Genomic DNA, 17,331 nt, shown 5'->3' on the forward strand with positions numbered 1-17,331 from the left:
TCACGCTAGGATGAGTCGCAATTTACTTCAAGCTTGAAATTTCTAACCTGTGAATTTCTCAAGCATCCCTTCCGCCACGCACCCCATTGCGCAATGTCTCCCGCCGTGGTTCGATCCGCGTGAGTTTCGAAAGGACGCGCCATGACTCTGCCTGCCACAATGACTGCCATGATCCTCACTGGTCACGGCGGTATGGACAAATACGAATGGCGCACCGATTGGCCGGTACCATCGGTTGGCGCAGGCGAGGTTCTCGTGCGGGTCAAAGCTTGCGGCATGAACAACACCGATGTGAACACCCGCGCGGGTTGGTATTCCAAGGCGGTCACCGGCGCGACGGACAGTTCGGCAGAGGAAGCGCCGGACGGCGACGATCCCAGTTGGGGTGGCAAGCCGCTCGCTTTCCCGCGCATTCAGGGTGCCGACATCTGTGGAGAAGTAGTGGCTGTGGGCGATGGCGTGGATGCCGCCCGCATTGGCGAACGGATCATCACCGATTGCTGGTTGCGCGACCCGGACAACCTCACGGACAAAACCAAAACCGGCTATGTTGGCTCCGAATGTGACGGTGGCTTTGCCCAGTATTGCGTGCTGCCCTCGCGCAATGCCTTGGCGGTCAACAGCCCGCTTTCGGATGCCGAACTGGCCACCTTCTCCTGCTCATACTCCACCGCCGAAGGCATGCTGACCCGCGCGAAAGTCAGTGAGGCCGACACTGTGCTGGTGCCAGGTGCCTCCGGCGGCGTTGGTGGGGCCGTGGTGCAGCTTGCCAAACGCCGCGGCGCGCGGGTGATTGCCATGGCGAGCGAGGCGAAACACGAGGCCGTGGCAAAACTTGGCCCCGACCGCATCCTGCCGCGCGCGCCAGAGAACCTGCGTGCCGCCTTGGGTGATGAGAAAATCACCGTTGTAGGCGACGTTGTTGGCGGCCCCTATTGGCCGACATTGATTGACGTGCTGGAACGCGGCGGGCGCTACACCTGCTCCGGCGCCATCGCAGGGCCGATGGTCGGTCTGGACCTGCGCACGCTCTATCTGCGCGACCTGACGTTTACCGGCTCCACGGTGATTGATCTCGAGGTCATGCCTAATCTGATCCGCTACATCGAAGCCGGGGACATCCAGCCAGCCTTGGCCGCGACCTATCCGCTCGCCGATCTGGTGGCCGCGCAAACCGCCTTCATCGCCAAAAAACACACCGGCAATATCGTGGTTTTACCATGACATCAGAGGTATTTGATCTACTGCTCAACGCAGTAAGGGCCACGCATGAAGCCCACCCTGACTTGTCCGACTTCTGCGCCTTCCCCGAATATGTATGGCAAAACCCGTTCACCCCGCGAACCGTAAGGGCCAGCACAGAGATGCAACGCGCGCCAGGGCAAACCATCGAAGCGCTCGCAGTCATGCGAGACGCGCTTTTGGCGGCGGCGCCCAGCGCCAACTGGCTGGACGTCTATCAGGACACGGATATCGGAGAAGATTTCCTCACCCGTTTTGGCTTCTTTGGTCTGATCGGGGACACCGCGCCATTCATGAGCGACACGATGCGCGCCTGGATGGTCTACATGCCCGCTGGCCTGCATTATCCCTTCCACCAGCATCCTGCGGAGGAGATGTACCTTGTGGTCTCCGGCAGCGCTGAATTTCAACGCGCGGGCCATCCGCCTAAACTGCTGGGGCCTGGCGACACCGTATTTCATGCCAGCAATGAGCCACACGCCACAATAACGCATGACAGCCCACTGATGGCTTATGTGATCTGGCGCAATCGATTTGAGACGCCGCCTGTTTTGACCACTGCTGAGACCGGGGCATGAAAGAATCAGATGTGGAGGACTATTTTGCAAACCTACCAGCGTCTCCCCGTGCGGCCTGTCTCGCGTTGCAATCCCTGATCCGGCGGGCTGCCACCATCGCAGACATACCGCTCACAGAAACCCTCAAATGGGGACAGCCAAGCTTTGCGCCTCCCAAGCGCATCGGCACGCCGATCCGGCTGAGCTGGTCGGCCAAATCGCCAGATCGCGTCGAATTTCTGGTACATTGCCAGACAACGCTGGTAGAGGCCTGGCGGCACAGGTTTGGCGATTTGTTTGACTACGACGGGACGCGCGCAGTCCACATCCCACTTGGGCAACCTCTGCCGGAAGAGGCCTTGCACATCATGGCGATGATGGCGCTGACCTACCATCAGAAAAAGGGCTGAGTTACGTCCGGACCTCAACCAATTGATCCACCGACACGGTGGTCAAGGCCGTCATCACGTCCGCCACAACCATGGCGGCAATCACCTCGGGGCGCTTGTCTGTGCTGCCGCCTGCCCCAATTGGGCAATGCAGCGCCGCCGCGCTCAGCCCATCACATTCGGATTGCGCAAAGCGCTCAAACTTCACCCGTTTGGTGGCAGAGCCAATCATGCCGACCCAGCGCGCGTCCTGGCGGGTCAATCCCTCAGCCGTCAGCAGAAAGTCCAGCGCATGATCGTGGGTCAGCACAATAAAGGCACTGCCCGCAGGCGCGCCGCGCACCTCGGCTTCGGGTAAAGCGGTCAGGCGTTTTTCGACGTTGGCCTGCGACAGCCCCAACTCTTCTGTGCGGCTATCCACCAGAAGACAACGCACCGGCAAATGCTGGAACAGACTGGCCAGCGCCCGGCCCACATGGCCCGCGCCAAAGACGTAGACATGAGGCAATGCGGCCTCTTGTGCCTCAACCTCTGCCACTAGATTGGCACGCGCCGCGCTGTCCATTTCGGTGAGCGTGATTTCCACACGCCCGCCACAGCACTGGCCGATCTCTGGCCCCAAAGGCACATCCATGAAGCCGGAGGACTGACTTAGTTTCAGCAACTTACGCGCCTCATCTAAAGCCATGTACTCGAGTTGCCCGCCGCCAATGGTGCCGACCATTGCCATTGGCGACACCACCATCACAGCGCCTTCTTCACGCGGAGAACTGCCACGCACGCGGGTGATCTCCACCCGCATGGCCCGCGCTTCGCGCTCCAGAAATGCTATGAGGTCGGCCGCTTTCATCCGCGCAGGCGCTCAACCGCCATCAGCACGCACTCCGGCGTCGCGGGCGCGTCCAGACGTGGGCATTCGGCGTAGTCCGCCACCGAGGCCACCGCCATGCCCAGTGCCTCAAAGACACAGATCGGCAGCATAAACGGCGGCTCGCCCACCGCTTTGGAGCGTTTGATGGTTAGCTCGCGGTTCTCAGACCAATCGGCCAGATTGACGTTGAACTCGCGCGGGATGTCGCCTGCCAGCGGGATCTTGTAGGTGCTTGGCGCATGGGTGCGCAGCTGGCCTTTGTCGTCCCACTTGAGCTCCTCGGTGGTGAGCCAGCCCATGCCTTGAATAAACGCGCCCTCAACCTGACCTTTGTCCAAAATCGGGTTCAGCGATTTGCCCACATCATGCAGCACATCGGCGCGATCCACGGTGTATTCGCCGGTCAGCGTGTCCACCGAGACCTCGGCCACCGCGGCCCCATAGGCGTAGTAGTAGAACGGACGCCCCTGTCCCTTTTCGCGGTCCCAGTGGATTTTTGGCGTCTTGTAGAACCCTGCGGCCCAGAGCTGCACCCGCGCCATATAGGCCTGCTTGATGAAGTCGCCAAAGGCAAAGACCTGATCGCCCACATGCACCTCATTCGGGGCAAACTTCACGAGCAGCGCATCAACGCCAAAGTGATCACAGGCCCAACGGATCAGGCGCTCCTTGATCTGCTCACAGGCATTCAGCGCCGCCATCCCGTTCAGATCGGTGCCGGAACTCGCCGCCGTGGCGGAGGTGTTGGGCACTTTTTCGGTGGTGGTCTTGGTGATCTTGATGGTGTCGAAATCCACCTGAAACGCCTCGGCCACAACCTGCGCGACCTTGGTGTTCAGCCCCTGCCCCATCTCGGTGCCACCGTGGTTCAGCATGATGGAGCCGTCGTTATAAATGTGCACCAGCGCCCCGGCCTGATTGTACCAGGTGGCGGTAAAACTGATCCCGAATTTCACCGGCGTGAGCGAGATGCCTTTGCGGATGATGCCACCTTTGGCGTTGTGCGCCAGCACCGCTTGGCGCCGTGCCTGATAATCCGAGCTTTGCTCCAGCTCTTCGACCAGGCGCGGCATAACGTTGTCTTCAACCGTCTGGTGATAGGGCGTCACGTTGCGGTCTGTATCGCCATAGAAATTCGCCTTGCGCACCTCCAATGGGTCTTTGCCCAGCTTGTAGGCAATCTCCTCCATCATGCGCTCTGCGGCGACCACACCCTGCGGGCCACCAAAGCCCCGGAAGGCGGTGTTAGAGACCGTGTTGGTCTTCATCGGGCGGCTTTGCAGTTTAACGTGCGGATAGAAATAGGCGTTGTCCGCGTGGAACAGCGCGCGGTCGGTCACCGGCCCGGACAGATCCGAGGTCCAGCCACAGCGCGCGGCAAAAGTGTTGTCCACCGCCTGGATTTTGCCGTCCTCATCAAAGGCCACGTCGTAGTCCACAACAAAGTCATGCCGCTTGCCAGTGCTTTCCATGTCCTGATCGCGGTCCGGACGGATTTTCACCGCACGGTTCCACTTCTTCGCGGCCAAGGCTGCCACGGCGCAGAACTGGTTCATCTGGCTTTCTTTGCCGCCAAAGCCACCGCCCATGCGGCGTACATTGACCACCACGGCGTTGGATGGCACACCCAAAACATGGGCCACCATATGCTGCGCCTCGCTTGGGTGCTGGGTGGAGGAATGCACAATCACATCGTCGTCCTCGCCGGGCATGGCAAAGGCAATATGGCCTTCCAGATACATGTGATCCTGACCACCAATGCGCATCTGGCCCTGAATGCGGTGCGCGGCATCGGCTTGTCCTTCAGCCACATCCCCCCGTTTCAACGTCATCGGCGGAGTGACATGCGGGTAGCCTTTGGCCACCGCCTCATCGGCCTCAATCACATGCTCCAGTGGCGTGTAGTCGATCTTGGCCAGCTCCACGGCGCGGCGGGCAATGTCGCGGCTTTCCGCCACCACGGCAAACAACACCTGCCCCCAAAACTCGACCTTCTCGGTGGCAAAGAGCGGCTCATCATGTCGCCCCGTGGGGCTCACGTCGTTCACACCGGGCACATCTTCGGCGGTCAGCACCCCAACCACACCAGGCGCGGCGCGCACGGCAGAAAGGTCCATCGACTTAATTTCGGCGTGGGCCACTTTGGCGGTGCCAAAGTAGGCGTGCAGCGTGCCAATTGGCTCGGCGATGTCATCGCAATAATCTGCGCTGCCTGAGACATGTTTGATCGCACTGTCGTGGATCAGATCGGTGTGGGCGGAACCGCGAATGGAGACGGTCTGTTTCATAGGTATTCTCCTTACGCGCTGGCCAGACGGGCGGTGTCGCCGTTGGTTTCATGCCAGAAGCGGCGGAACAGGTTTTGCGCCACTTTCATGCGGTAATCCGAGGTCGCGCGCATGTCTGTCAGCGGCTGGAAGTCCTCCGGCAGCTTGGCGGCGGCGGCCACCAAAGTGGCTTCGCTCCACGGTTGGCCAACAAGCGCAGCTTCGACAGCGGCAGCGCGTTTTGGCGTGGCGGCCATACCGCCAAAGGCCAGCACAGCCGAGGCGATCATACTATTTTCGACCTGCACATTCATCCCCACGGCCACGGAAGAGATGTCCTCATCCCGGCGCTTGGATATCTTATAGGCCGCATGGTGGCCGGTGGAGACACGCGGAATGGTGATGCTTTCGACAAACTCACCGGCGGCGCGGTCTTGTTTGCCATAGGCAATAAAGAACTCTTCCAGCGGCAATACACGGCGGGTCGCGCCTTTGCGCAGCGTGATCGACGCACCCAAGGCGATCAGCACCGGTGGCGTGTCCCCAATGGGCGAGCCGTTGGCGATGTTGCCGCCCACGGTGCCCATGTTGCGGACCTGCCAACCGGCGATACGGTCCCAATAGTCACTCAGGTGGGGATAATGCTCCGCAATCACATCTTGCGCTTCGGTGTAGGTCACGCCCGCGCCCATGGTCACGGCATCTTCCGTGACGTCGATGGCCTTCAGCCCATCCAACTGACCAATGAAGACAGCCGGCGAAATCCGCTTGAGGAACTTGGTCACCCACAGCCCCACATCGGTTGAGCCTGCAATGATTGTGGCCTCTGGTTCAGCTTCCAGAACGGCGGCAAGGTCATCCACATCTGCTGGCAGAATGGCGCGACTGTCGCCTTTGGCAACTTCAACCCGCTTGCCATCACGCAGGGATTTAAGTGCGGCCACAACGCCATCGCGTTCGGTCGCGAGGTGTTCCGCAGAGGGCGTGCCATAGTTGGTCACTTCCTGCGCGGCGCGGATGATGGGCGCGTAGCCCGTACAGCGGCACAGGTTGCCTTGCAGTGCAGTTTCCACCTGTTTCACCGTGGGGTGTTCATGCTGCATCCACAGCGCATAGAGCGACATGACAATGCCCGGTGTGCAGAAGCCACATTGGCTGCCGTGGTGCTCCACCATCGCCTGTTGCACCGGCGACAGACGGCCATTTGGCCCGCCAAGGTACTCGATGGTGACCACGTGACAGCCGTCCAGTGACGCCAGAAAACGGATACAAGCGTTCACAGTCTCATAGACCAAGCCGCCATCTGTCAGCCGCCCAACCAAGACGGTGCAGGCCCCGCAATCGCCCTCGGCACAGCCCTCTTTGGAGCCGGTAAGCCGTTGATCAATGCGCAAAAAATCAAGGAGCGTGTCATCCGCTCCAACGTCTGAAAGCGCAATGTTGCGCCCGTTGAGTAAAAACCGAATTTCGCTACGGTGCTGCATCCTGACCTCTTGCTGGGAGTCGGCACGGAAGTGGCCTTGATCCACTCTACCTGTGGCCTAGCCTTCAATGAAACGGGGGTTTTGGAAAATCTATTTCAACGATTTATTGAAAATCAAATTCCCAAACGCGCGCTATTGAGGCACAATCCCTAAAGGAGGCGCTCTCATGCCCTATCTGGAAAGCCTGCGAGTCTTTGTACGTGTGGTGGAACTTGGCTCCATCACCTCGGGCGGCCGCGACCTGCGCCTGACCCCGGCAGTGGCCTCCAACCGCGTGAAAGAACTGGAAAGCCGCCTCGGCGTACGCCTGTTCAACCGCACCACCCGCAACCTCTCCCCCACCGAAGTGGGCAAAGTGTTTTATGACCACGCCCGCAAGGTGATCGAGACCTTGGATGAGGCCGAGGCCGTGGTAGCCGGGTTCTCTGACAAACCACGCGGCACCATTCGTGTCACCGCGCCGCTTGGCGTGGGCCGTCGCATCGTTGCGCCGCTCATTCCGGCTTTTGCCGACAAATACCCCAATGTGGATGTGCAGCTGCGCCTGTCAGACCGCAAAGTGGACCTGTTTGAAGACGGGTTGGACGTGGCCTTTGTGTTGGGCGAGCTCAAAGACAGCAATCTCAAGCTGCGCAAAATTGCCGATTGTGACCGCGTGCTGGTGGCCGCGCCGGAGTACCTCGAAGCGCATGGCACGCCTCAAACGCCAGATGATCTATTGGGGGATCACAATTGCCTGCTGCTGCGGTTTCCGCGCAGTCCCGAGTATTTCTGGACCCTACAAACCGCAGATGGGCTGCGCAAGATCGAGGCCAAAGGCCGCTATGACGCGGATGACGGCGATGTGCTGACCCAATGGGCATTGGAGGGCGCCGGGATCGCCAACAAACCGCGTTTTGACGTGGCGCAGCATCTCAAAAGCGGGGCGTTGGTGGAAGTGCTCTCAGACACACCACCCCTGCCCGCGTCCTTTGGATGCCTCTATCCGCACCGCAAATTACAGGACCCAAAAATCCGCCTGTTTGTGGATTTTGTCGCAAGCGAAAGCAAGCAGCGCATCGCGCAACTTTGATCTTGCGATTTCACAGGCTCAGTGATTGATCGCGAGCGAGCTGTTTTCCCGCAGCTTGGGCGCATACAGCGTATAGGTCGCGCGGCCATCATGTTTGGAGGCATACAGCGCCACATCGGCGTCATCCATCAGTTGCTCAGCAGGGGCATCGCCTTCACCATTATAGATCGCAATGCCGACACTGGCCGAGACCTTGCACAGGCTGTCTTTATAAGCGACCGGACGCTCCACCTCTTTGATGATACGGGTGCAGATCCGCCCAAGGATTTCCGGATCGATGGTGCCATTGATCACCAGCACAAATTCGTCGCCGCCGACCCGCGCCACCACATCGTCGCCGCGGCTGCTGTCCACCAGCACCTTGGCCACATGTTGCAACACGATGTCCCCGGCCGCGTGGCCCTTCGTGTCATTGACCTCTTTGAAAAAGTCTAGATCCACATGCAGCAAGCCAAAAGGCGTGCGATCTTCCACCATGCGCGGCAGGATATGGTCCAGCGCGCGACGGTTTTTCAGGCCGGTCAACGTGTCGGTATAGGCCTGTTCCTCGGCGGCAATCTTGGCGCCTTGCAGCCGCTGATTTAGCTTGCGGTGCGCTTCCATGGCGGCGGATTTTGCCTCCACCAGATAAAGCATCTCAATGGTCAGGTCTGTCGCCGCAAAATCCGACGCGTTCAGGGAGTATTCCTGCACCGCGTCCAGAATGGAGATGCCAAAGCTTAGGTTCACAATTGCGCCGCCGTCGCTGCAGGGCATCAACACGCCTTTGAGCCCGGTCTGCGGCTCCACCCGTTTTTTCAGGTGCAGCTTCTTCCCCGCCGCCGCCAAAAGCGTTTCCATCGAGGTGATGGAATGGGGTCGGTTCAGCTCAAACGCTTCCAGAAACCGGTTTCCGAGAATGGTTTGGTCGCCGTACAGCTTGGTCACAGTAGGACCCGCGTGGGTGATCTTGCCAAACTTGTCCAGGCGCACATGCATTGGACAGAGCACATCCAGCGTCGCCAAAACATCGCAATTGTCGACAATTTCGGTCATCCGGCCCGCGCTCCCAATTCAAACTCTCGCCCACTGGCAAAAGCTTGCTCCACCAGAGTGATGTCGATCACTTCGGCATCTGCCTGCGCGCCACGATGTTCCAAAAACACCAAAGCGCCATAGTCATCTGCCAACGTACGCAAAATGCCGATCATGACATAGCCAAAGCCCGGACGGTCGCCTTTTAGCGTCAAACTAAAGGTCTCAGTGGAATGCTGGCGCACTTCCATCGAGGGCAAGTCCAGATCATCCACAGCCAGTTTGGCACGATCCGGCAGTTCGTCCAGTGAATGCAGAAAATCGACGAAATCCACCCCGCCAAAGCGCAACAAACGGCGCAAGGCCTCCACATTGGGATGGGTCACAAGATAGGTGCCGAGGTCCTCAAGCACGGTTTCCTCAGGCACGCCAATCACATCCTTGGCCGCGGCAATCAGATTGTCGGTGATGTCGTCATCATAGTGCAGCATGGCCTCGAAATCCGTGACTTCGACACCCGCACGGCGAGTCACCTCAAGCCAGCGCGACAGCCCATAACTGTCGCGGACAAAGCACTGTATTGCCCTGTTGACCAACCCATGCATAACGTCACCTCATTCGTCGTGGTCCATAAGACCAGACTCACCTTAAGATTTTCCCAACAGCCTCAGAATTCCGGGAACAGTTCCACGTCCCCGATCCAGAGTGAGCGCCGGCTGCTGGGAGCAACCTCATAGCGCCCCTCCAATATAGAGCGAACTTCCGTCACCGTCACCACTTTGCCGCCAAAGGGCGCCAGCCTTTCACCTATGACGAGATCGCGACCGTCAACAAACACGCTAAATACGTCAAATTTGCGATTTTCAGCTGGGATAAACAGCACACCCTGCTGCGCGCCTTGCTCCGGAGCGAACTGATCCAGCAGCAAAACACAGCCCGGATCGGGGCTATTTACACAGCTTTTGGACCATTCCCGCAGCCGGTAGCTTGGCCAGTCCTCCAGCATCTCCTCAGTCACTGCCGCCGTTTGCGGCAATACGGTCAAATGTGCGTGGATTTCCGCCGCCTGGGTCTCGGACCGGCGGTCCGCCTGTCCGCGCTCAAACTGCCAGCGGCTGTCAGCCGACAACGCCTTGGTCACCTGCGCTTGAAGGGCCGCATCTGTCTGAGCCGCGCCGTCTTGCAGTTGGGCGATCCCCGCCCGCCCCGGCTTGCCCCAATCATGGGCCAGTTCATACAGTGCCATATCCGGCAGCGGCACATTTCCGCTTTCGATCCGCACCACCTGCGACTTGGAGGAGATCTGCTCCGCATTCAGTAGCGGGCTTTGCCAAGCGGCGGCGGTTAAGAGCACCACCACTGCCACCAGAATATTGGCCTGACGAATGCGCGCCATCCAGGGGCCGCGCAGCACCACCGCCACCGCATAGGTCAGCGCATACAGCGCCACAATTGCGGCTGTTGCAGCCGCCGCCAACCGTGCCGGTGTCCAGCCATATTGCGCCACCCGCAACGACAACGCGTAAATCGCCAGCCCGGCAATCACCGGCAATAACAGCGCCAGTGCCGCCGTGCACAGCCGCATCCACCGCGAGCGCACCGCATCCGCATCGCCGCGGTCCAGCGAAATGCTCACCAGGCAAATCATTGCTAAACCAACAAACAAGAGCACCGCTGTGCGGCTCAAAGAGCCAAACAAGGTGCTCGGATCTTGCGACAGCGCCGCCACCACAAAAATCAGCACCACGGCGAGCACCACCGGCACCAACAGCCGCAACAGGCGCAGTACCAGGAAAGGTGAGAGATATTCGCGCATCTCATGCACCACCGACAGGCCCAGTCCCAGCGCAAAGCCGGTCACCACAAAGGGTACGCCGTCGATGTCGAGGATGTCCTCGATGATGGTGAGGCCCACAATCTCCAAAAGCGCGTGGCTCATGAACAGCACCGCCCAGAACAGCCCGGCAAACAGCCAGCCCGCCGAGTAGCGCACCAGAATGCTCCAACTCACGTCAAACAGGTGGCCGTAGTCGCGCAAACTATGATGATCGCGCAGAAGCGCAGCGGCAAAGGGCGTGCCAATGGTGACAAAAACACCCCAGGCCATAATCGGGTGCCCGGCCTCGGCAAAAGCCTCCAGCGTGTCAAAGCGCCAGCCTGCCCAGGTCACCAAGAGCGCGGCCAACGCGGACAGCCACAGCGCCGGAAGCGCTGCGCGCACCACGCGGTACGGACCGCTCAGCCCCATCAAAACGGCAAAGAACCCAGCCACAAAAGAGGTCACAGCCAAATAGACATGCGGGTGGTCGATGACATCGGGGAGATGCTCCGCCAATGCCCAAATCGCCAGGCCTGCAACAGACCCGACAGCGGCCATTTCCGCGCGCCCTGTGACCGTGCGCCCGCCCTGAGTGTGCATGGTACCCCTCCTGCAACCCTGTGCGGCGTTTATAGCGACGAGCGTTTCAAAAACAATGATTTATAGCAAAGGTCGCATGTGACAATTCTGGCAGGCGCGCCCTGCGCAAATTGCATAAAAGCCTCAGAAATCTGTTGGCGCACCGCCTTCTTCTTTGCGTTTGGCGACAAACTCCACCAAGGCCGCGCGATGCTCCGGCGGCATCGGCGGGGCGTCAAACTCGGCCAGAATATCCTTGTAAAGGTGATGCGCCCGCTCTGCGGTCCACGTCCCGCCCGCTGCCTCAAATGCTTCATAATTGCGCCAGTCCGAAACAAACGGCTGATAGAAGGCAGTGGTATAACGTTCCTGCGTGTGATCGATGCCAAAGAAGTGCCCGTCTGTGCCGACCTCAGTGATGGCGTCAAAGGCAATCTCGTCCGGTCCCGTGGCGCAGATCTCCGGCTCCAAATAGCGTTGGATCATCTGTAACTCTTCGCAATCCATGACAAATTTCTCAGGACTGGCAATTAATCCGCCTTCGAGCCACCCCGCTGCGTGATACACCATGTTTGAGCCCGACTGCACCGCGCTCCACAGGCTATTGCTGGTCTCCCACATCGCCTGCCCGTCAGGCACATTGGCTGCACAGACACCGCTGGCCCGCATCGGCAGGCCGTAAAACCGCGCCATCTGACCGGTCATCTGGGTGGCGCGCATATATTCAGGCGTACCAAAGGCAGGCGCACCCGACTTCATGTCCACATTGCTGGTAAAAGTGCCAATCGCACAAGCCGCACCGGGGCGGATGTATTGTGCCAGGGCCACCGCACTTAACGCTTCGGCCAGCGACTGCGCCACCGCGCCCGCCATGGTCACAGGCGCCATCGCCCCTGCCAAGGTGAAGGGCGTGACCACGAGGCCTTGATTGCGCCGCGCCATGCGCATCCAACCATCCATCATCGGGTGGTCGTGTTTGAGCGGCGAGGTCGAGTTGATGTTGGTGAACATCCGTGGGCTGGCCTCAAACGCCTCATGGCTCAACCCGCCCGCCAGCCGCACCATCTCCATCGCGTCCTCAACCCGCTCCGCGCCCAAGGCATAGGCATGCACCACCTTGTCGGTGAGTGTCAGCGCGTCAAACAACACGTCCAGATGCCGGATCGAGGCGTGGATGTCCTGCGGCTCCACCGGATAACCTCCGGTGAAGTGGATACAGTTGAAATACTGCGTCAGCTTAAGCAGGTTGGCGCAGTGTTCTCGCGTACCGGGCACCTTGCGCCCCAGTTCCAGATCCCAATAGTTCGGCGGGCTGGAGACGTTGCCAAAGAGGATATGATTGTCCCCCATCACCAGCTGTCGCTCTGAATTGCGCGGGGTCATGTTCCAGCGCGCGGGCGCCCTTCGGACCATTTCCATCACAAAGGTCCGATCAAAGAAGACCTGATCCTCGACAACTTTACACCCGGCGCCTTTCAGGATGGTCCGCGCCTCATCATTGTAAAAAGCGATGCCAATTTCCTCGAGGATGCGCATCGCGCCCTCATGGATGGCCTGCGTGCCCTCTGCGGAGAGCGGTTCCGTTGGGCGATCCGTATTGACCGGCAAGCGCCAGGGCATCTGCTCGATCACGCCAGATTTCCTGCGCCGCGCCGCATTGCCCGCGCGCCCACCGCCGCGCCGCCCTTTGGGTTTGCTGTCTGTGTCCGACATCTTGGCCTCCCCTTCGCGTTGGGAAAAGCAAATGCCATCTCCGCGCCCAAGTCTGCGCGTTTGCGACAAAAGCTGTCGTTTTTGCCGTTTGGGATTGGCGAGGCACGATTAAACGCAAAACGGCGCGCCCAAAGGCACGCCGTTCACAAACCCAAGTTCTACTGACGCGTCAGGCCGCCATCCACGCCGGGATATGCCCGATATTGGGCAACACCACATCCGCATGCGGGGCCAGTTCTGCCTCCAGTGCCACACCGGTCAGCACGGCCACGGTCTGCATCCCCGCGCGGCGACCGGCGATCAGGTCGTGGGTGCTGTCCCCCACCATCGCCACCCGCGCCGGGGCCAGCTTGGTGTGTTCCGCAAAAGCCAGCAACGGGCCGGGTTCCGGCTTTGCGCCAAAGCCGCTGTCAAATCCGGCGATAAAGTCAAACCGGTCCATCACGCCCGCTTCTGTCAAATGCGCCTTGGCGCCGTATTCCGTGTCATTGGTCATCACGCCCAACTTCAGACCGACCTCACGAAACCCGTCCATCAACGGCGCAAGCGGCACGGCCGGTGCCAGTGGCGCCTCTGCGGCAGCCAACATCAGTTCTTCGTCAATGGCGTCCACATCAGACCCCGGCAACGCGCTTGCCACCGCCTCTGCCGCCTCGCGGTTGGTGCCCGCAATCACAAAGCTCTCTGGCAAAAACGCCTTGGCCGTCAGATCAAACATCAAAGCCTCGGCAATCCGTTGCGACACCGCGGCGTCGCCTTGGGCAAAGCGGTCAATCATGCTCGCCGCCCAGCCGTTCCAAGTCGCCCCGAAATCAAACAGGGTGCCATCTTTGTCAAACAGAAGTCCGTCTACGCGCATGTTTGATCTGCCTTGCCTCACTGTGGTCCTGCCGCAGACCCTGCCCTGCCGCCAACCTCAGTGCAAGCGGATCTGCGCCATTAACCCAATCTTAGGCTCAGGTCCAATGGGTTCGGGCGGTCCCAAGCAGGGTCGTAGCCGCCATCATCGGCACTTCATAGGCGAGTGCATTGCTGTCACAGAATTCAACCACCCAAGCATCATCCATGGTGATAAACTCAAGCACAGAGCCCAGAAAATCAGGCTCCGCCGCCCGTGCGCGCAGGTCCTCTACTGACGCACCGGTTGAGCCCAAAAATACAGAGCACACTTCCTCGTTGTTGACCAACCAGGCCAGGGCCTTCAAGGCGGTGGTCTCGGCGACCTCCTGAGAAACACTCATTTTTTCTCACTTTCGAAAGGGTTTGTTAACCATTCATACCACATTATGAACGTGTCCCTTCTTTCCACAGTTTCAGGTTTCTCTATGGCAGCTCGTGTCTTGATCGTCGACAGCATTTCGGCGAACCGTATCTTGTTGAAAGTCAAACTGGCCAATGCATTCGCTCAGGTTGAGCAGGCTGCCAGTGCCGGGGAGGCGTTAGACCTCCTCGAAAACGAAGCCGCGCCCGACCTTCTGGTGCTGGGGGGCGACCTTGTGGACATGAATGCAATTGACCTTTGTTCGGTCATCAAGAAGCGCCCGCAACTGGCCAATCTGCCGGTCTTGCTGGTGCACACCGACGGCCACCGCGCCGATCTGATTGATGCGCTGCGTGTGGGGGCCGATGACTCCTTTGACATGTCAGTCAGCACCGACGCGCTGCTGGCCCGCATCCGCTCAATCGTACGCGCCCGCAACAGCTTTGAGGAACTGCGCCTGCGCGAAAGCACCGGACATATTCCCGGACTCGCCGAAACGCCCGCCGCGTTTGACTCCCCCGCGTCCGTGCTGATCGCTGCCCGCAATGAAACCGAAGGCGCGCGCTGGCAGGCGCAGCTGTCCAAGCTTGCCCCCTTTGCCCTGCGCCACCAGATGGAAGCCGACATCATGCGCAACATGGGGCAGTTCACTGCGCCGGATGCCATTGTCATTTCCCTCGCCGTGGCGGCTCCGGAAGAAGCCCTGCGCCTGCTCGCGGAAATCCGCGCCCGCGCCGCCACGCGCCAGGCCGCTGTGTTGGTTGTGCTGGATGAAAACGACGACACCGCGCGGATCAATGCGCTGGACCTTGGGGCCAATGACGTGATTGCCGACGGTTTCCATGCCGAAGAGGCAGTGCTGCGGCTCGATAAGATGATTGCCCGTAAGCGCCTGACCGATCGCCTGCGCCAGAAAGTCGAGGACGGTCTGACCGCCTCGGTCACCGACCCGCTGACCGGCCTGTTCAACCGCCGTTACGCGATGCCGCATCTGGACAACATGGCGCAACGCGCCACCGGGCACAGCGACCAGACCGGCGATTTTGCCGTGATGCTGGCCGATCTCGACCACTTCAAAGAGGTGAATGACAAATATGGCCACGCTGCTGGCGACATCGTGCTGGCCGAGATTGCCCGCCGTATGCGCGCCAACATCAAATCCGCTGATCTGATTGCCCGAATGGGCGGCGAGGAATTCCTTGTGGTGGTGCAGACCGACAACCGCGAAAGCGCGGCCAAAGTGGCCCAACGCCTCTGCGATGTGGTGCGAGCGGAACCGGTTTATCTGCGCGGCCGCGACATCCAGATCCCTGTGACCGTCAGCATCGGCGTCGCCATGGGCAGCGACATGCTGGCAGCCAGGAAAGCCAAATTTGGCGGCGGCGAAGACAGCCTGGCCAGCGCCCTGATCGATCAAGCGGATCAGGCGCTTTACGGCGCCAAGGCGGACGGGCGCGACAAGGTGCTGCTGTCGTTCGCTGCGGCTTAAATCAAGCGCCGTTGGGGGCGCTGCCCCCGCCCCATCCTGTGATGGGGCTCCCCCGGGATATTTATCGACAGATGAAGATCAGGGCTGTTTGGAGGAGCGTGGCTTGCCATCCTTAGACGGATGTTTCTTATTTTTGTGCCCTTTCTCCAGCACTTCTTGAAGCCTGTCGGCATAGGCCGCACGCTCCGCATCACTCATCGACAGGATTTTCTGCAGAAGCACCTCACGAGCCACTTTTCGACGATTTTCGCTTGCCTGATCCAACGTCGTGACCAAGTCGCGCAGCGCCGCCTCGTCAAACGGGCTGGTGCGTAAAACCGCGAGCGCCTCTTTGTAATGTTGATGGTCTGCCCGATGATCCACGTCACCTTTACGGTAGGCGTCCCGGATGGCGCGGCCGACTTCGCGCTTGTCATCAAAGGTCAGCGCCTTGATGTGGGGCGAGCCGTATCGGTCTGACACCGGGGGTTTTGATCCATGTCCGCGGATGCTGATCGCCGCGCCGCCAACAACGCCGATGATCAACAGGTTCAAGGCCAGCGATCCGATAAGGAGCGCACGGGTCAAGCGGCGGGGTTTAGGGGTGGGCAATTCGCTTTTTGGCTCAGTCATGCTCACTCCTCCGCTGTAAAATCAAAGGCATAGGTATCATCCAGATCAGAGAGATAGCTTTGAGCGGTCTCTCCATAAATATCAAGGCCCAGGGTATTCTGCATAAAAGTAGTGCCAGACGCGACGCCGATCCAGACACCGGCCACCCCAGCCATAGCCACGCCACTGAGCGCGGGCCAGCCGCCGACGGCCGCCACCAACGCTGCCCAAAGGCTTGGTCGCAACGGTGGTGCAGACGGGACAGGTTCCGCAACCTGGAGCCCCTCGGCCTCACTCAGCACCCGTGCCAGAAGGTCAGGCGACGGGGTGGCGCGGCTGTCATTTCGGGCCGCTGCAAACAGATCGTCCAGCATATCGTCGTCAAACTTCTCAGCCATCGGTATACCCCAGTGCCTCGCGCTGGCTAGCCAAAGCCTGTGCCAACGCCCGTTTACCCCGCGCCGTGAGGCTTTCCACCGCCTCGACGCTGATCTCCATGATCTCCGCAATCTCGGGATTGCTTTGACCCTCTATGTGCCGCAGCACCACTGCCTGCCGTTGCCGGTCCGGCAATGTTGCCAACGCGTTTTGCAAAGCATCCGCACGGGCACGGTCCTGCATTTCTTGGGCCGCCGATTTGGCCCCGTCTTCCGGTTCTGGAATGGCATCTAGCGCCACCCCTTTTGTCTTACGCAACCGGTCGGTGCACAGATTGGCGGTCACGCGATACAGCCAGGTTGTCACCTTGGCCTCACCCTGCCGCCAGTCAGGCGCCTGCTTGAACAGCCGGATCATTGCCTCTTGTGCCACATCTTCGGCCTCTGCCCGATCCCCCAACATGCGGAAGGCATGCGCAAAGGCGCGCGGCGTCAACCGCAGCGTCAAAACCCGCGCCGCCGAACCGTCACCGTTGGCATATAGCACCAACAAGGCGTCGTCCGGCGTGTCCTCCTGTTGATCGTAAGGCATCGTCATAGTCTCGA

17 protein-coding genes are annotated in these 17,331 nt (G+C 60.1%); 5 read left to right on the top strand and 12 right to left on the bottom strand.

The window, feature by feature from the left end:
- Positions 1 to 141 precede the first annotated feature (141 nt).
- The 3 genes from SIB38_RS16860 to SIB38_RS16870 are packed head-to-tail and all read left to right on the top strand — an operon-like array spanning position 142 to position 2,209.
- Positions 142 to 1,224 (top strand): alcohol dehydrogenase family protein, encoded by a 1,083-nt coding sequence (locus tag SIB38_RS16860; protein WP_412550661.1) that lies wholly within the window; start codon positions 142 to 144, stop codon positions 1,222 to 1,224.
- Complete coding sequence (locus tag SIB38_RS16865; protein ID WP_294118472.1) at positions 1,221 to 1,820, top strand: dimethylsulfonioproprionate lyase family protein; 600 nt, start codon at positions 1,221 to 1,223, stop codon at positions 1,818 to 1,820. The genes SIB38_RS16860 and SIB38_RS16865 overlap by 4 nt, the downstream gene beginning before the upstream one ends.
- A complete protein-coding gene (locus SIB38_RS16870; RefSeq protein WP_294118471.1) occupies positions 1,817 to 2,209 on the top strand; it encodes a DUF1801 domain-containing protein in 393 nt (130 codons plus the stop codon). Before SIB38_RS16865 ends, SIB38_RS16870 begins: the two co-directional genes overlap by 4 nt.
- A 1-nt stretch (position 2,210) precedes the next feature.
- Here the strand turns inward: SIB38_RS16870 and xdhC are convergent, their stop codons facing one another.
- Genes xdhC through xdhA form a run of 3 tightly spaced genes read right to left on the bottom strand, consistent with a single transcriptional unit; the run spans position 2,211 to position 6,810 of the window.
- Positions 2,211 to 3,038, bottom strand: a complete 828-nt coding sequence (gene xdhC / locus SIB38_RS16875) for a xanthine dehydrogenase accessory protein XdhC (RefSeq protein WP_294118469.1) — start codon at positions 3,036 to 3,038, stop codon at positions 2,211 to 2,213.
- Positions 3,035 to 5,347 carry a xanthine dehydrogenase molybdopterin binding subunit gene (gene xdhB / locus SIB38_RS16880; protein WP_294118468.1) on the bottom strand — a complete coding sequence of 771 codons (2,313 nt, stop codon included), beginning with the start codon at positions 5,345 to 5,347 and terminating at the stop codon, positions 3,035 to 3,037. The genes xdhC and xdhB overlap by 4 nt, the downstream gene beginning before the upstream one ends.
- An 11-nt stretch (positions 5,348 to 5,358) precedes the next feature.
- Positions 5,359 to 6,810, bottom strand: coding sequence for a xanthine dehydrogenase small subunit (gene xdhA / locus SIB38_RS16885; RefSeq protein ID WP_412550662.1), 1,452 nt, complete (start codon positions 6,808 to 6,810; stop codon positions 5,359 to 5,361).
- Positions 6,811 to 6,976: 166 nt separating this feature from the next.
- Here xdhA and SIB38_RS16890 point away from each other — a divergent pair, with 166 nt between their 5' ends.
- A complete protein-coding gene (locus SIB38_RS16890) occupies positions 6,977 to 7,882 on the top strand; it encodes a LysR family transcriptional regulator (protein ID WP_294118466.1) in 906 nt (301 codons plus the stop codon).
- Positions 7,883 to 7,900: 18 nt separating this feature from the next.
- Here the strand turns inward: SIB38_RS16890 and SIB38_RS16895 are convergent, their stop codons facing one another.
- From SIB38_RS16895 to SIB38_RS16920, 6 genes are all read right to left on the bottom strand, one after another.
- Positions 7,901 to 8,917: a diguanylate cyclase domain-containing protein gene (locus tag SIB38_RS16895; RefSeq protein ID WP_412550663.1), complete on the bottom strand. Its 1,017-nt coding sequence runs from the start codon at positions 8,915 to 8,917 to the stop codon at positions 7,901 to 7,903.
- Positions 8,914 to 9,501, bottom strand: a complete 588-nt coding sequence (locus tag SIB38_RS16900; RefSeq protein ID WP_294118464.1) for a heme NO-binding domain-containing protein — start codon at positions 9,499 to 9,501, stop codon at positions 8,914 to 8,916. Before SIB38_RS16900 ends, SIB38_RS16895 begins: the two co-directional genes overlap by 4 nt.
- A 62-nt stretch (positions 9,502 to 9,563) precedes the next feature.
- Positions 9,564 to 11,315 carry a DUF4153 domain-containing protein gene (locus SIB38_RS16905; protein WP_412550664.1) on the bottom strand — a complete coding sequence of 584 codons (1,752 nt, stop codon included), beginning with the start codon at positions 11,313 to 11,315 and terminating at the stop codon, positions 9,564 to 9,566.
- 123 nt (positions 11,316 to 11,438) lie between these two features.
- Positions 11,439 to 13,007, bottom strand: coding sequence for a trimethylamine methyltransferase family protein (locus SIB38_RS16910; protein ID WP_294118462.1), 1,569 nt, complete (start codon positions 13,005 to 13,007; stop codon positions 11,439 to 11,441).
- A gap of 169 nt (positions 13,008 to 13,176) precedes the next feature.
- Entirely contained in the window at positions 13,177 to 13,866 is a 690-nt protein-coding gene (locus SIB38_RS16915) for an HAD family hydrolase (protein ID WP_294118461.1), read from the bottom strand.
- Between the two features lie 97 nt (positions 13,867 to 13,963).
- Positions 13,964 to 14,248 carry a DUF3572 domain-containing protein gene (locus SIB38_RS16920; RefSeq protein WP_294118460.1) on the bottom strand — a complete coding sequence of 95 codons (285 nt, stop codon included), beginning with the start codon at positions 14,246 to 14,248 and terminating at the stop codon, positions 13,964 to 13,966.
- 84 nt (positions 14,249 to 14,332) lie between these two features.
- On the opposite strand from SIB38_RS16920, the gene SIB38_RS16925 reads away from it, so the two are divergent.
- Complete coding sequence (locus SIB38_RS16925) at positions 14,333 to 15,757, top strand: diguanylate cyclase (protein WP_294118459.1); 1,425 nt, start codon at positions 14,333 to 14,335, stop codon at positions 15,755 to 15,757.
- A 78-nt stretch (positions 15,758 to 15,835) separates the two neighbouring features.
- Here SIB38_RS16925 and SIB38_RS16930 read toward each other — a convergent pair whose 3' ends face one another.
- From SIB38_RS16930 to SIB38_RS16940, 3 genes are read right to left on the bottom strand one after another with little or no spacing between them, the layout of a single operon-like run.
- A complete protein-coding gene (locus SIB38_RS16930) occupies positions 15,836 to 16,369 on the bottom strand; it encodes a periplasmic heavy metal sensor (RefSeq protein WP_294118458.1) in 534 nt (177 codons plus the stop codon).
- Positions 16,370 to 16,371: 2 nt separating this feature from the next.
- Positions 16,372 to 16,746, bottom strand: a complete 375-nt coding sequence (locus SIB38_RS16935) for a hypothetical protein (protein WP_412550665.1) — start codon at positions 16,744 to 16,746, stop codon at positions 16,372 to 16,374.
- Entirely contained in the window at positions 16,739 to 17,323 is a 585-nt protein-coding gene (locus tag SIB38_RS16940; protein ID WP_294118455.1) for an RNA polymerase sigma factor, read from the bottom strand. Before SIB38_RS16940 ends, SIB38_RS16935 begins: the two co-directional genes overlap by 8 nt.
- Between the last annotated feature and the right edge of the window lie 8 nt (positions 17,324 to 17,331).

Source organism: Shimia sp. MIT910701, assembly GCF_047126315.1.
In the GTDB taxonomy this organism is placed as follows: Bacteria; Pseudomonadota; Alphaproteobacteria; order Rhodobacterales; family Rhodobacteraceae; genus Shimia.